12 protein-coding genes are annotated in these 14641 nt (G+C 64.0%); 6 read left to right on the top strand and 6 right to left on the bottom strand.

All coding sequences use genetic code 11. From position 1 onward, the window contains the following. Positions 1 to 22 precede the first annotated feature (22 nt). Entirely contained in the window at positions 23 to 2245 is a 2223-nt protein-coding gene (locus QEH68_RS06190) for an NADP-dependent isocitrate dehydrogenase (RefSeq protein ID WP_280627388.1), read from the bottom strand. A 268-nt stretch (positions 2246 to 2513) separates the two neighbouring features. Between QEH68_RS06190 and QEH68_RS06185 the strand changes: the two genes are divergently transcribed. Further along, positions 2514 to 3113 (top strand): hypothetical protein, encoded by a 600-nt coding sequence (locus QEH68_RS06185; protein WP_280627386.1) that lies wholly within the window; start codon positions 2514 to 2516, stop codon positions 3111 to 3113. Between the two features lie 189 nt (positions 3114 to 3302). Continuing rightward, positions 3303 to 4307, top strand: a complete 1005-nt coding sequence (locus QEH68_RS06180) for a hypothetical protein (RefSeq protein WP_280627384.1) — start codon at positions 3303 to 3305, stop codon at positions 4305 to 4307. A gap of 129 nt (positions 4308 to 4436) precedes the next feature. Here the strand turns inward: QEH68_RS06180 and purH are convergent, their stop codons facing one another. Together purH and QEH68_RS06170 are read right to left on the bottom strand one after the other, a co-directional pair. Next, positions 4437 to 6107 (bottom strand): bifunctional phosphoribosylaminoimidazolecarboxamide formyltransferase/IMP cyclohydrolase, encoded by a 1671-nt coding sequence (gene purH, locus QEH68_RS06175; RefSeq protein WP_280627382.1) that lies wholly within the window; start codon positions 6105 to 6107, stop codon positions 4437 to 4439. A 523-nt stretch (positions 6108 to 6630) separates the two neighbouring features. Continuing rightward, positions 6631 to 7356, bottom strand: coding sequence for a DUF559 domain-containing protein (locus QEH68_RS06170; protein WP_242703550.1), 726 nt, complete (start codon positions 7354 to 7356; stop codon positions 6631 to 6633). Positions 7357 to 7806: 450 nt separating this feature from the next. Here QEH68_RS06170 and QEH68_RS06165 point away from each other — a divergent pair, with 450 nt between their 5' ends. From QEH68_RS06165 to QEH68_RS06155, 3 genes are read left to right on the top strand one after another with little or no spacing between them, the layout of a single operon-like run. Beyond that, the gene (locus QEH68_RS06165; RefSeq protein WP_280627379.1) at positions 7807 to 8754 is read left to right on the top strand and encodes a BadF/BadG/BcrA/BcrD ATPase family protein; all 948 of its coding nucleotides are present in this window, start codon (positions 7807 to 7809) and stop codon (positions 8752 to 8754) included. Next, entirely contained in the window at positions 8729 to 9679 is a 951-nt protein-coding gene (gene murQ, locus QEH68_RS06160) for an N-acetylmuramic acid 6-phosphate etherase (RefSeq protein ID WP_280627377.1), read from the top strand. The genes QEH68_RS06165 and murQ overlap by 26 nt, the downstream gene beginning before the upstream one ends. 51 nt (positions 9680 to 9730) lie before the next feature. Further along, positions 9731 to 11083 carry an MFS transporter gene (locus tag QEH68_RS06155; RefSeq protein WP_207596721.1) on the top strand — a complete coding sequence of 451 codons (1353 nt, stop codon included), beginning with the start codon at positions 9731 to 9733 and terminating at the stop codon, positions 11081 to 11083. A gap of 57 nt (positions 11084 to 11140) precedes the next feature. Here the strand turns inward: QEH68_RS06155 and QEH68_RS06150 are convergent, their stop codons facing one another. Both QEH68_RS06150 and purN read right to left on the bottom strand, forming a co-directional pair. After that, complete coding sequence (locus QEH68_RS06150) at positions 11141 to 12076, bottom strand: hypothetical protein (RefSeq protein ID WP_280627374.1); 936 nt, start codon at positions 12074 to 12076, stop codon at positions 11141 to 11143. 156 nt (positions 12077 to 12232) lie between these two features. Continuing rightward, the gene (gene purN / locus QEH68_RS06145; RefSeq protein ID WP_280627371.1) at positions 12233 to 12802 is read right to left on the bottom strand and encodes a phosphoribosylglycinamide formyltransferase; all 570 of its coding nucleotides are present in this window, start codon (positions 12800 to 12802) and stop codon (positions 12233 to 12235) included. 11 nt (positions 12803 to 12813) lie between these two features. Between purN and QEH68_RS06140 the strand changes: the two genes are divergently transcribed. Continuing rightward, a complete protein-coding gene (locus QEH68_RS06140; RefSeq protein WP_280627369.1) occupies positions 12814 to 13263 on the top strand; it encodes a hypothetical protein in 450 nt (149 codons plus the stop codon). Positions 13264 to 13307: 44 nt separating this feature from the next. Here QEH68_RS06140 and QEH68_RS06135 read toward each other — a convergent pair whose 3' ends face one another. Then, a complete protein-coding gene (locus QEH68_RS06135; protein WP_280627367.1) occupies positions 13308 to 14639 on the bottom strand; it encodes a DUF6350 family protein in 1332 nt (443 codons plus the stop codon). Positions 14640 to 14641 lie beyond the last annotated feature (2 nt).

The raw sequence follows: 14641 nt of genomic DNA, 5'->3' as shown, positions 1-14641 counted from the left end.
GGCCAGTTTCGCTTTGCGGAGACTACTTCTTCAGGTCAGCAAGGACCTTGTTGAACGTAGCTGACGGGCGCATGATCTCAGCGGCCTTGGCGGCGTCCGGACGGTAGTAACCGCCCAGATCGACGGCGGGACCCTGGACTGCGGCCAGCTCGCCGACAATGGCCTCTTCGTTGGAGGTCAGGGCGTCAGCGATTGCTGCGAAGTCCTGGGCCAACTCGGCGTCTTCGGTCTGCTTGGCCAGCTCCTGAGCCCAGTAGGTGGCCAGGTAGAAGTGGCTTCCGCGGTTGTCCAGCTCGCCGACGCTGCGGCGCGGGGACTTGTTTTCCAGCAGGAACGTACCCGTTGCGCGGTCCAGCGTGTCAGCCAGGACCTGGGCGCGGGCGTTGCCCGTGGTGGTGGCAAGGTGCTCGAAGCTGACTGCCAGGGCAAGGAATTCGCCCAGGCTGTCCCAGCGGAGGTGGTTTTCCTTGACCAGCTGCTGGACGTGCTTGGGAGCGGAGCCACCGGCGCCGGTCTCGAACAGGCCGCCACCGTTGATCAGCGGAACGATGGAGAGCATCTTGGCACTGGTGCCGAGCTCGAGGATCGGGAACAGGTCCGTGAGGTAGTCGCGGAGGACGTTACCCGTGACGGAGATGGTGTCCTCGCCCTTGCGGATGCGCTCCAGGGTGAAGGCCGTGGCCTCAACCGGGGAGAGGATCTTGATCTCAAGGCCCTCGGTGTCGTGTTCCTTGAGGTACTCGTTGACCTTGGCGATCAGGTTGGCGTCGTGCGCACGGGTCTCGTCCAGCCAGAACACGGCCGGGGTCTGGGAGGCGCGGGCGCGGGTGACGGCCAGTTTGACCCAGTCGCGGACCGGGATGTCCTTGGTCTGGCATGCACGCCAGATGTCGCCCGGGAAGACCTGGTGCTCGGTGAGGACCGTGCCCTTGCTGTCCACGAGCTGGACGGTGCCGGCTGCCTGGATCTCGAAGGTCTTGTCGTGGCTGCCGTATTCTTCGGCTGCCTGCGCCATGAGGCCCACGTTGGGAACGGTGCCCATGGTGGTGGGATCGAAAGCACCGTTGGCGCGGCAGTCGTCCAGGACAACCTGGTAGATGCCGGCGTAGGAGCTGTCCGGGATGACCGCCAGGGTGTCGGCTTCCTTGTCGTCCGGGCCCCACATGTGGCCGGAGGAACGGATCATGGCAGGCATGGAAGCGTCAACGATGATGTCCGAAGGGACGTGCAGGCTGGTGATGCCCTTGTCGGAATCGACCATGGCCAGTGCGGGACCGTCTTCGAGGCCCTTGGTGATGGCTGCCTTGACGCCTTCACGGACGTCCTCGGGCAGGTCTTCCAGGCCACTGAGGATGGCTGCCAGGCCATTGTTCGGGCTGATGCCTGCGGCTGCGAGCTGCTTGCCGTAGGTGTCGAACAGCTCGGAGAAGTAGGCCTTGACCACGTGGCCGAAGATGATGGGGTCCGAGACCTTCATCATGGTGGCCTTCAGGTGTGCCGAGAAGAGGACGCCCTCTTCTTTGGCGCGGGCAACCTGTGCCTTGAGGAACTCGTCCAGGGCGTCGGCGCGCAGGACAGTTGCGTCAACAACTTCGCCGGCCAGGACGGGGAAGTCCTTCTTGAGGACCTTGGTGGTGCCGTCTTCGCGGACCAGCTGGATGGTCAGGGAGTCGTCGGCCTTGAGAACAACGGACTTCTCGTTGGAGCGGAAGTCGTTCTCGCCCATGGTGGCAACGTTGGTCTTGGACTCCGGGGTCCAGGCGCCCATGGAGTGCGGGTTCTGGCGGGCGTAGTTCTTCACCGACAGGGGTGCGCGGCGGTCGGAGTTGCCTTCGCGCAGCACCGGGTTCACAGCGGAGCCCTTGATCTTGTCGTAGCGCGAGCGGATGTCCGTCTCGGTGTCCGAGGAGGGGTTGTCCGGGTAGTCCGGGAGGGCGTAGCCCTGGGCCTGGAGTTCGGCAATGGCAGCCTTGAGCTGCGGCACGGAGGCGCTGATGTTGGGCAGCTTGATGATGTTGGCTTCCGGCTGCTTTGCCAGTTCACCAAGTTCAGCCAGGGCGTTGCCCGTACGCTGCTCTTCGGTCAGGAAATCGCCGAAAACGGCGATGATGCGGCCGGCCAGCGAAATGTCGCGGGTCTCCACCTCTACACCTGCGGTCGAGGCGTACGCTTCCACAATCGGCAGGAATGAGTACGTTGCCAGCATCGGCGCTTCGTCTGTGTGGGTATAGATAATCTTGGCCATTGGCGGGGTTCTCCCTGAAAGTCTGCAGATTTCAACATCTCCTAACTTACCCGAGTAGACGGATAAGGCGGCCCTTCGTGTCCGGGATCACGTGTTCGTTACCACTCTCCGGCGATAACGTCCGACGGCGGCCTGACCGCCGCTGCTGCCCGCCGCCGTCGGACCCTGGTTGCGGAGAGCTGGTTGCCTGCAGGCTGGTTGCCGGCAAATGTCTGGTCCCCTGGCGCGCCAGCATCTCATTCACGGCGAAACCGAACATAGTGAAGTCATGACCCGCACCATTCGACCCACCTCCTTTGCTGCCTGGCTGACCGCCCTGGCGGCCGGGATTCTCCTCGCGCTGACAGCTTGCGCTGTCCCGGCGCCGACACCCCGGGAGACCATCCCGCACGATGCCGACACCGGCCAGACGATGGCCGAAGCCCGCGAAGCAATCGACGCCGTCCCCGGGATCTCGGTGACTGGCTTCGCCGGAGGAGGTCCCCCCAATGTGAAGGGCAACACCGGATACTCCGTACAGATAGCCATCGACCCTGGTTACACCGTTCTTTACGGCGATTTGCTGGTCGATTACATCGTCCGGAACGTTTGGTCTGTAGGCGAGGGTTACATGCCCAACACTCAGATTCAGATCAGCGCCCGAACCGCTGACGGGGAGCCGTTCTTCGACCTCTCCACTGCAGGCGTGGGATCAGCCTGGATGGGCGGACAGCCCTCGGCTCCTTCGCAGCACAACACCATCATCATCCCGCTCAGCGCCGACGATCCCGAGGGAGCGCGCAATCTATCCCTGCTCTCACAGGACGGTTCATGGCCTGGCGTCACACCCAAGCCCCTCCCTGACAGAGTCACGGTCAAAGAGCACTGACGGCCTCCTGCCACGGGCTGTCACTGGGATCACGAAAGGGACCGCGCCACTTGACGAGGAAGTGACACCAAATTATCACAAACTATGAAACATCTCTTTACAAACTTGTCATACGTTCGATACCTTCAATTCCGTCAGTCGGCGGTCGCCATCACTGGCCGCCTCACTCCCTCGATAGGTAGGAACAACGTGACGAAAACCAAGACCCTGGCCACAAGCCTGCTGAGTCTGTCCGCTGCCGCAATCCTGGCGCTGGTTGGAACCACCAGCGCCAACGCGGCACCGGCCCAGAACGCAGACTCCATCGGCGCTGCGGTCAGCAGCCATGTAGTGTCGGACACCGGCGCTGCAGACTACTGGACGCCGGAGCGCATGAAGAATGCCAAGTCCGGCGAAATCCTCGCGGCCAAAGCACTTGACCGCGGCAAGCTCCTCAACCTCGGCAAAGCCCCGGTCACCGAAGCCCCGGGCGCCCTCAGCAGCATCGCAGGCCAGCAGGCCACCACCGACTCCAAGACCATCGACCGCAAGGTCAACCAGAGCGAAACCCCCGTCAAGCACATCGGCAAGGTCTTCTTCACCCTGGGTGGCTCCAACTACGTCTGCTCCGGCAACTCCGTCACCTCAACCAACAAGAGCACGGTCTCCACTGCAGGCCACTGCCTCAACGAAGGCCCGGGCGCGTACGCCACCAACTTCGTGTTTGTCCCGGCTTACCTCAACGGTGCCGCACCCTACGGGAAGTGGACGGCAAAGGCGCTGTACGCCCCCACCCAGTGGGCATCCAACGGCAACATGCAGTACGACACCGCTTTCGCCGTGGTCAACACCCTCAACGGCCAGAAGCTCGCCGACGTCGTCGGGGCCTCCGGCGTCCAGTTCAACGCCGCCCGCGGCCTGAGCTACAAGGCCTTCGGCTACCCGGCAGGCTCGCCCTTCAACGGTGAATCGCTCAAGAGCTGCTCCGGCAAGGCAACCAATGATCCCTACAACCCGCAGTTCAACAGCCAGGGAATCCCCTGCAACATGACCGGTGGTTCCTCGGGCGGTCCATGGTTCATCGGCACCAGCTCCTCGGGCTACCAGAACTCCGTGAACAGCTACGGATATGGCAGCAACTCCACCACCATGTACGGCCCCTACTGGGGCACCGTGATCCAGTCCACGTACAACACCGCGGCAGCGGCTTCGTAGCGGACCCTCTTTTGCTGGCACGTCCCTGTTAAGTACGTGCGCATCAAGCACGACGGCGGCCGTCCCCTCCCGGGGGCGGCCGCCGTTGCGTTGTGGTTCTTTGTGCCAGGGCCCTGGCGGGCTCTTCTTCTAGTGGAAGAAGTGGCGTGCGCCGGTGAAGTACATCGTGATGCCTGCAGCGTTGGCTGCGGCGATGACTTCCTCGTCGCGGACCGAACCGCCCGGCTGGACGACGGCGCGGACACCGGCGTCGATCAGGATCTGCAGGCCGTCAGCGAACGGGAAGAACGCGTCCGAGGATGCAACGGCGCCGCGGGCGCGCTCAGGTGCGTCAGAACCGCTGGTGTTGGACGCGCCGCCGGCACCTTCGACGTCGGACTCTACCGTCACGCCCAGCGTGTTGGCGCGCTCGACGGCCAGGCGGCACGAGTCCAGGCGGTTGACCTGGCCCATGCCGATGCCCACGGCTGCACCGTGGTTGGCGATCAGGATGGCGTTGGACTTGGCAGCGCGGCAAGCGGTCCAGGCAAAGGCGAGGTCCGCGAGCGTTGCTTCGTCGGCGGCTTCGCCGGCAGCGAGGGTCCAGTTGGCGGGGTTGTCACCGTCGGCATCTACCTTGTCGCTCATCTGGACCAGGACGCCGCCGGAAACCTGGCGCATCTCTGAGGGGTAGCGGCCGTAGCCCTCGGGCAGGGCGAGGAGGCGGATGTTCTTCTTCTTGGAAAGGATCTCCACGGCTTCGGGCTCGAAGTCCGGGGCGATGACAACCTCGGTGAAGATGTCGGCAACCGTGCGGGCCATGCCTGCGGTGACGGTGCGGTTTGCAGCGATGACGCCACCGAAGGCGGAAACGGGGTCGCAGGCGTGGGCCTTGGCGTGTGCGTCGGCGATCGGGTCTGCAGCGTCGGCCGAACCGACAGCTACACCGCAAGGGTTGGCGTGCTTGATGATCGCGACAGCCGGCTCGGCGAAGTCGAAGGCAGCGCGCAGGGCGGCATCGGCGTCGACGAAGTTGTTGTAGCTCATGGCCTTGCCGTGCAGCTGGTCGGCCTGGGCGATGCCAGCCGGAGCAGCCTTGTCCACGTAGAGAGCCGCCTGCTGGTGCGGGTTTTCGCCGTAGCGGAGGACCTCGGAGCGTTCCAGCGACAGGCCGGCGTAGGCGGGCCAGTCGATGATGCCGTCGCCGTCTTCGTCCAGGAACTGGCTGGCGGTCCAGGAAGCAACAGCATTGTCGTAGCTGGCCGTGTGCGCAAAGGCCTTGGCAGCCAGGCGGCGGCGGGTGTTCAGGTCGAAGCCGCCTTCCTGTGCTGCGGCAACCACTTCGCCGTAGAAGTTGGGGTCCGTGACAATGGCGACGGCGGCGTGGTTCTTAGCGGCCGAACGCACCATCGCGGGGCCTCCGATGTCGATCTGCTCAACAACGTCGTCCTGCGCTGCGCCGGACTTCACAGTCTCGACGAACGGGTACAGGTTCACCACCACGAGGTCGAAGGTTTCGATCTCCATGCCCGCAAGGGTGTCCATATGGGACGGGACGCGGCGGTCGGCCAGGATGCCGCCGTGCACGCGCGGATGCAGGGTCTTGACGCGGCCGTCCAGCATTTCCGGGGAGCCGGTGACTTCTTCGACTTCCTTGACCGGGATGCCTGCGGCGGCGATCTTCTTGGCGGTGGAGCCGGTGGAAACAATGGCAACGCCGGCTGCGTGCAGGCCCCTCGCGAGCTCCTCCAGTCCCGTCTTGTCGTAAACCGAGATCAGTGCACGGCGGATGGGAACACGGTCAAGCTGCGTCAAGCTCACAAAAGTCTCCGTCTTAGTTCGCGTAGAAGTCGCGGGTGGTGTCGCGGGTGTGGGATACGGAGAGTTTATCGCGTTTCGCTCGATGGCTCGTTTTGCGTCTTTGGGGGCTCTTGCGTTGCGCGGCCCACTCCGCACCCATCAACCCTCCCAACCCCTGCACACCAGGCCCCACAAATCCCGCCCCCTGCGTTGCGAGGCCCACTCCACACCCATCAACCCTCCCCAACCCCTGCACACCAGGCCCCACAAACACACCCCTTGCATTGGGAGGCCTACTCTGCACCCATCAACCCTCCCAACCCCTGCACACCAGGCCCCACAAACACACCCCCTGCAATGCGAGGCCCACTCCGCACCCAACACCCCGCCCAACCCCTGCACACCAGGCCCCACAAACACACCCCCTGCAATGCGAGGCCCACTCCACACCCAACACCCCGCCCAACCCCTGCACACCAGGCCCCACAAACACACCCCCTGCAATGCGAGGCCCACTCCGCACTAATCAACCCGTACGTGAGAATTACGACGCCGGGCCTCGCCACCCGCGCGACACCAACGCATCGCGAACCTTACGTTCCGCGTTGGCCCATCCACCTTTCATCTGGACATCGGAGAACCTGAGCACGATCCATCCCATAGCCCGAAGCCGATCGTCACGTTCGATGTCTTTACCCCATTGCACGGGATCGGAGCGGTGATGGTCCCCCTCATACTCCATGGCAATTTTGTATTCCTTGTACTGGAGGTCCGGCGTGGATATGTACCTGCCATGCTCATCAAAGATCGGCTGCGTGACCGCTGGCTCCGGCAGGCCGGCGTCGACGATTTTCAACCGCAGCCGGGATTCCTGCGGAGAATCGACTCCAACGCGCAGCAACGGCAGTATCTCCCGGGCCATCCTGATTCCCTTTACCTTCGGTCGCCGGTTAATGACTTCCTGGATCGCCTCAATGGAGGACAACGGATTCTCCCGGGCCAACAGAAAGTCTCCGGCGGCCACAAGCGAAGACCGCCCTATCTGCCGGGCCAAATCCATCCAGGTCCACTCGGGCGACGTCAGTTGGACCCCGTTCACAACACGAACATCCCTGGCCAAGAGCGGCGCCCGATGCCCCACCACACCGCGACGCTTAACCCGCCCAATCTCGTGTCGACGCGTCACATGGATAACGCCGTTGTTGCCCTCCTCCTCCAGATAGATCGGAAGTGGGATCGACCAGAGGAGCGCCGCGGTTACATGGCTCACCGCACATCTGGGAGTGATGGCCGTATGCAGTCGTGCAAGTAGCGCCACGTTGGGGCTATCGCTTCGGTTGAGCCGGATTCCCCGGCTGGGTGTGACGAGGCCCGCCGATTGCAACCTCCCGCGGGGAACGCCAGCCGCGTACGCATCTCGGACAAGGAAGCCATCCGGGTCGATCTCCGACGGCAGGGGCGTGGGTTTCAGCAATGGACCATGCTTGCCGGAAACGGTCGGCGGTGTTGCGTTATCCACAGATTTGGCCCCTGGGGGCGCTGCGACTGTTCCTCCACAGAAGTTGCGCCCGCGTTGCGAGGCCCACTCTGCAGACAAAGCGCGACCCATACCCTGCAGAACGGGCCTCACAACACCAAGCCCACCCACTGCGAGGCCCACTCTGCAGGCAAAGCGAGACCCATGCCCTGCAGAACGGGCCTCACAACATAGGGTTGATCCATGGAAGCCACCGAGGTCGTTCTTGTTGCCGATGTAGGGAAGAGCCGCTGCCGCGTGGAGTTGCGCAGCGGCGGCGAGTTGCTGGGCGCGGCCGACCAGCACGGCTTCCCCGGCGTGCACGTGGACAACGGGCCCACGCTGGCGTTCGAGCTGCTCCTCGAGACGGTCAGCTTGTTGCCGCCCGGTCTCCCCGTCAGCACGTTGACAGGAATCGGCGCCGCAGTGGCCGGCGTCGAAGCATCCGCCGAAAAATCCCGGGAACTCGCCACCATGCTGGCCCAGAGATTCAGTGTCCCCGCAGCCGTCCTTTCAGACGCGACAGCCGCCCAGCTCGGGGCTCTCCAAGGCGCTCCGGGCACCACGCTCATCGTGGGGACCGGCGCCGTGGCGTTCCGTTTCGACGAAGCCGGAGTCCTGCACCGGGCCGACGGCTGGGGCCCCTACCTTGGCGACCGCGGCAGCGGACGATGGATTGGCCAGCAAGGTCTGCAGGCAGTTCTTGAAGCGCACGACGGCGGCCCCGCCACCTCGTTGTCGGCCGCGGCCGGCGCCCTGGTCGAGTCGCCGGAGATGCTCCCGGGCTGGCTCGCTGCCAGCGAAAACCCGTACCGTGCGATGGCCCGGTTCACGCCGCTGGTTCTGCACGCAGCGGAGGCGGGTGACGCCGTCGCGCATGACATCATCGGCGAGGCGTGCCGCATTCTGACCCACACGGTGAAGCTCGCGTCCAGTGGTGAGCGCGGCAGCACGCCGCGCGTGGCGCTCCTGGGTGGAGTGGTGGGATCGGAGTTCTTCGCGGCGCTCTTGCGGAAGTCCCTCGCTTCGGCTGGGATTGAGGTGGTGGCGCCGCTCGGCGATGGCTTGGATGGTGCTGCCCTCGCTGCGACGCGCCGCGGGCTCATCCAGGAAAGGTACATCCACCGTGACGGAACAAACTGGCCCGACTGACGCCGACAAACTTGCGGGCCTGCGCACGGAACTCGCCGGGTTGGCGACCGAGGCCACTGCCGAGGGTTTGGACAATCTGGACATCCTGGGGACTGAAGAACTCGTTTCGGCGATGCTTGCCCACAGTGCAGGAGTACATGCTGCCGTTGAGGCTGCGAGCCCGGCGATAGTTCAAACGGTCGACGCCGTTGCGGAGCGACTCCAGCGCGGCGGGCGCCTTTTGTATGTGGGAGCGGGAACGGCCGGACGGTTGGGTGTGCTCGACGCGAGCGAGTGCCCGCCGACATTCGGCACCCCGCCGGGTCTCGTCGTCGGACTTATTGCGGGCGGCACCAAAGCCATCCAACATCCGGTGGAGTACGCAGAGGACAACGCAACGGCTGGCGCGCGCGACCTGCACGACATCAACGTGACGGAAGCAGACGCCGTCGTGGGTATTACCGCCTCCGGCAGGACGCCGTACGTGATCGGTGCGCTGGAAGAAGCGCGGAAACGGGGTGCGTTTACGGCGTCGCTGGCGTGCAACAAGGGCTCGGCCGTGAGTCACCTGGCGGACGCGGCGATTGAGGTTGTCGTAGGTCCGGAGTTTATTGCGGGCTCGACCAGGCTGAACTCGGGTACCGCCCAGAAACTTGTCCTCAACATGATTAGCACTTTGGTGATGGTGAAGCTCGGCAAGACCTACGGAAACCTGATGGTGGATCTCCGGGCGACGAACGAGAAGTTGCTCGCCCGTTCGCAGCGGACGGTCCAGCACGCCACCGGAGTGTCGGCCCAAGAAGCTGCCACTGCTTTGGACGCCGTTGGTGGTTCCGTGAAGGCGGCTATTTTGGTGCTCCTGACAGGTATCGAGGCTGGTCAGGCCAAGGGTGCGTTGGAGGAAGCCGGTGGTTTCCTCCGAAGGGCAATCGAGAACCAGAAGTAACGCGGACTTCCGCTCGGTGCACAACGCATAAAGTTGCATGCAGGAGGCCCAATGAATACATACACAGCCGTGCCCAGCGGCGAGCAAGTTGTGCAGGAACTGCCATGGCGGTGGAAGGTCCAGGGACGGATTTTCCTGATCGGCGGGCTCGGGTTCATGTTCGACGCTTGGGATGTCACGCTCAACGGCATCCTGATACCACTGCTGTCCAAGCACTGGTCGCTGCAACCGACTGACGCTGCGTGGATCGGCACGGCCAACCTGATCGGCATGGCCGTGGGTGCGTTCGCGTGGGGCACCATTGCCGACACCATTGGCCGCAAGAAAGCCTTCACAGCGACCCTCCTGATTTTCAGCATCTTCACGGTCCTGGGTGCTTTTGCGCCGGACATCGTGTGGTTCTGCATCTTCCGCTTCATGGCCGGCTTCGGCTTGGGCGGCTGCATCCCCGTGGATTACGCGCTGGTGGGTGAGTTCACTCCCCGGAAACAACGCGGCAAGGTGCTGACGGCCATGGACGGGTGGTGGCCGATCGGTGCTGCGCTCTGTGGTTTCGTCTCCGCCGGCCTGGTTGCTGCCTTCGGCGATTGGCGGCTCACGATGCTCATCATGGTGTTGCCCGCATTGCTCGTTTTCTGGGTTCGGCGTTCGGTGCCGGAATCTCCGCTGTTCTTGATTCGAGCGGGTAGACGGCAAGAGGCGGCGGCGGTGATTGACGGTCTGGTGGAAGCCACCGGTGCCGAGCCCCGCGCATACAGTTTGCCCGAGCCTCAGGCCGCACCGCGCCTCTCCCCCGGCAGCGCGTGGGCACAGTTGCGCGGGATCTGGCAGTTCAATTGGAAGATTACGACCGCGGCCTGGGCCCTGTTCTTCAGCATCCTGTTGGTCTATTACTTGTCCCTCACGTGGATGCCGCGCATTCTTATCGGCGCCGGATTCGAGGAGTACAAGGCGTTCGTCACGACGGCGAGCATGGCCGCCGTCGGACTTCTGGGCGTGGTGGTGGCAGCGCTGCTGGTGGAGCGGGTGGGACGCAAGTGGATCCTTGCCATCACCGGTCCGTTGTCCGCGCTGACGCTGGTGATCGTGGCGTTCGTGGTGGATGTGCCATCGGCTGCTGTGTTCTGGCTGCTGGTGTTCGGCTTCGTGGTCCAGGTGGCCATTCCGGTCCTCTATGCCTACGTGTCCGAGCTGTACCCCACCGAACTTCGCGGCTCGGGCTTCGGCTGGGCTTCGACGTTCTCCCGCATCGGCGCCGGCTTCGGCCCGCTGGTGTTCGCCTCCTTCTTCTGGCCCGAGTTCGGGTTGGCGCAGTCGTTCGCGATGGCTGGCGGCCTGGTGCTGCTGTCCGTGCTGTGGATGGCGTTCTTCGCCCCGGAGACGAAGCAGCGCGTCCTCTCCTAACCCAACTAGGTAACAGTAAACGTCCCATTGAGCGCTCAGTGGGACGTTTACTGTTACCTAGTTGGGAGCCCAGCCGCGTTGTTCGAGCGCCCTGCGCACTTTGGCCACGGCGGACCTCGCGTCGTTGCCCATGTGCCGCTTTGAGATCCTCACCAAGGTCCATCCTGCGCGGCTGAAGTCTTCCTCACGGGCTATGTCCCGGACAATCTGCTCCGGATCTGAATGACCCTCACCTTCGTATTCCACGGCAACACGCTGTTCGCGATACGCCAGGTCCGGTTGACGTACGACGCCGGGACTCAGTTCCGTGGGCACGTTTACTTCCGCTGTGGGCAGCCCAGCCCTGTTCAGCGCCAGCCTAAGTCGCGTTTTGGGTGCGGAGTCGGCACCCACGCAAGCTTGTTCCAAGGCGGGGCGGGCCTTTCGCATACCCGGTGTCCCCCAGTGCCGGTCAAGCATCTCTTCGAGCTCATCCATGGTGCAATACGGGGAACTGCGTCCTTCAAATTCCGGCTTGGGCACACGCAACAGATGGTCAGCCACGACAGTGATCTCATCAATATCCATTCTCCGGGCACAGTCCAGCCATGTCCGGGCCCGGCTGGTGATGTACATTCCATCCAAAGTGGTGATCTCGTCTTCGAAGAACTGTCCCCTATGCCCGATCACGCCCCGGCGGCGCGGGATTCCGACGGTGTCAGGTCGCGAAATGTGAATACCCGGCTCATGGCTGCGTGGGAGGAATCCGGGAAACCCCCAAAGAAGGAACGCCGTCGCATGCGAAGCCGCGGAGAACGGCGTGACCAACGTCAAGGGTCTGGCGCGATCGGCCAACTGCAACTCGTCAACGGAGCCGGGTACATATATCTGACGGCTTGGCGAGTCCAGATCCCGGTAACGCAGTCGCCCACCTGACACTCCGGCGTCGAGCGCTTCCTGCCTTGTAAAGGGCTTCGCAGTGAGGTCTGCCGGGAGCGGCCGCGGGATCTTCATCAGCCCATGCTGGCAAATGTGCCGGGAGCGTGGGGAGTTATCCACAGCCTTTCGTTCCTGCCACCCAACTAGGTAACAGCAAACGCTCTACTCAGGGCTGAGTGGAACACTTGCTGTTACTCAGTTGGGTGGGGCGCGCTACTTGGGTGGGGCGCGCTACGCGGGGGCGGCTGCGAGGTCCCGCAGGGTCTGGACCAGCAGGCGGCGCTCCACTACCTTGATGCGCTCGTGCAGGGTTTCCTCGGAGTCCTCCGGAAGCACTGCGACGGCTTCCTGGGCGATGATGGGCCCGGTGTCCACGCCGGCGTCGGCCCAGTGAACGGTGCAGCCCGTGACCTTCACGCCGTACGCCATGGCATCGCGTACTCCGTGGGCGCCCGGGAAGGACGGGAGGAGCGCGGGGTGTGTGTTGACGTACTTGCCGTCGAAAGCGTTGATGAAGTCTTCGCTGACGATCCTCATGAATCCGGAGGACACCACGACGTCCGGGCTGTAGGAAAGCACCTTGTCGCGCAGGGCGGTGTCCCATTCAGCGCGGGTTTCAAACGAGTTGAAGTTGACCACGAAGGTCTCAATGCCGGCCTCATCGGAGCGCTCCACGCCGTACGTGTCGGGGCGGTCGGCGCCCACGGCGGCGATCTCGACATCCAGTTCACCCGACTTCACGGCGTCGATGACTGCCTGAAGGTTGGAACCGGTACCGGAGACGAGGACAACAATGCGCATTGCACTAGCTTATGGGCGGCTCGCGTAGGCTGGAAAACATGAATCCCGACGTCGGTCCCAAGCCGAGCCAGCAACCCCGCTCCGAGGCCGAAAAGTCCGCCCTCGGCAAGACCCAGATCCTGTTCCGTGCATTCCTTTTGACGGCGTTGGGCGCGTTCTTCGTGTTCTCCCTGAACGTGAACTATGTGTGGTTGAGCGCCATTCTGACGCTCGCGGGTATGGTGCTGGGGATCGTCGTCCTGGTCCGCACGCTGAAGTACAAGCACCCCCGGCTGATTCTCTTCGGGACGATCTCAGGCCTGGTGGTCACGGCCGTGATGTGCCTGCTCATCCTGACGTCGGTGCTCTTCTTCAACCAGGTCAGCCAGTACCAGGACTGCTCCCGCGGGGCGCTGACGGAATCCGCCAAATCGCAGTGCCTGACGCAGCTCGAGAACTCCATGCCGGGACCGCTTCGCTAACCCCGTTCGCGGCAGTTGCCCAGCGCTGACGGACGAGGACCAGCTCAGGCGTGTTCGTCGTCGTACACTGCTTCGTCGAGGTTCGCTTCGCGCTGCTTCTGGCTGCGTTCCAGCCACGGCCCCACTGCGTAGCCAATCACGACGCCGATACCCACTTCCGCGGCCAGCCAGACTGCCGTCCACAGCGGGTGGGGTCCGATTTCCGTGAGCCGCCCAATCCCGGCCGAACCGCGGGAGATCCACGCCAAGGCACCACCAAGGAGCCCCGCAACGGCGCCAATGAACACACCCAGGAACAGGGTTGAGGCGGCGGCTGTGAACCATCGGGCTTTGATCTTGATGGAGAGCCACTCGTCAAAGTGGTTCTCGCCTTCGCGGAGAAACCACCAGCCCGCGAGGATACCGGCGACGACGGGCAGCGCGAGTGCCATGGCGCCGGCGTCGAGCTGTCCTGCGGGGAGGGCACCGAGGACCGGAACGGCCGGGAGCGGCCCGACCGCCGTACCAAGCGGACCCGCCGTGGAGCCGACGCCGAGCGAGAAGCCCGCGCCGGTGGACCATGAAAGAGCGAAAATGACGAGGTTCGGCAGGAAGCCCAGCTGCGCGATGGTGAGCACGGCTCCCCCGAGGGCGCCGGCCTGGATGCCTTCGTAGACGGCGATGATGTCCGTCCAGTGCCAAACGATGGTGACGGCCAGCAGGACCGCGGCCAAACAGACCGAAGCCATCGCCGCGACGAATCCGGCCTTCAACGCCGAGCCCACGTAGGAGCCCGCCCAGCGCGAATGCTGGCTGGTTTTGGCGAGCCACGCAACGGCGTCGACGCCGATCAGTCGGCTCCACGAACCGGCCTCTCGGCGAGCGCCCACAATCATGCCAAGGCCGAAGGACACCAGGGGGATGGTCATGGCGAACCAGAGGTTGATGACTACTTCAGGGGTGCGGCACACGAAGCCGGTGGCTGCCCCGAACGCGGCGTACACAACGAAAGCGCCGAGGAATGCCTGCCACAGTTGGTCGGTGTAGGAGGCCCGGGCGAGCCGACGACCCGCACGCCACGCAAGCAGGAACGGGATGAGCGTCAACCCCAGCGGAATGAGGGACAGCAGACCCGACCCCGGCTGGGCCGCAGTCCCGATATTGACCTGCGCCAGCTCCAGCGGAACACCATGGATCAGCAGCCACGCCTGGCCGCCCAAACGGGCCAGGGAGTCGACGTTCCGGTCCTGGAAACCATCGGTTGCCCACACTCCCACCAGCGGCAACACCACAACGATGGCCGAAATGAACGCTGCCTGCGCCGCTTCCAAACCACCCTGCAGCCAAAGGGGCATCGGGAGGCCACGGTTTCCGGTCTGATCAGCGCGCAGTTTCATCG

Source organism: Paenarthrobacter sp. OM7, assembly GCF_029873575.1.
Taxonomy (GTDB): Bacteria; Actinomycetota; Actinomycetes; order Actinomycetales; family Micrococcaceae; genus Arthrobacter.
Note: the sequence above shows the minus strand (reverse complement) of the source record. Positions and strands in the feature narration are given on the sequence as shown.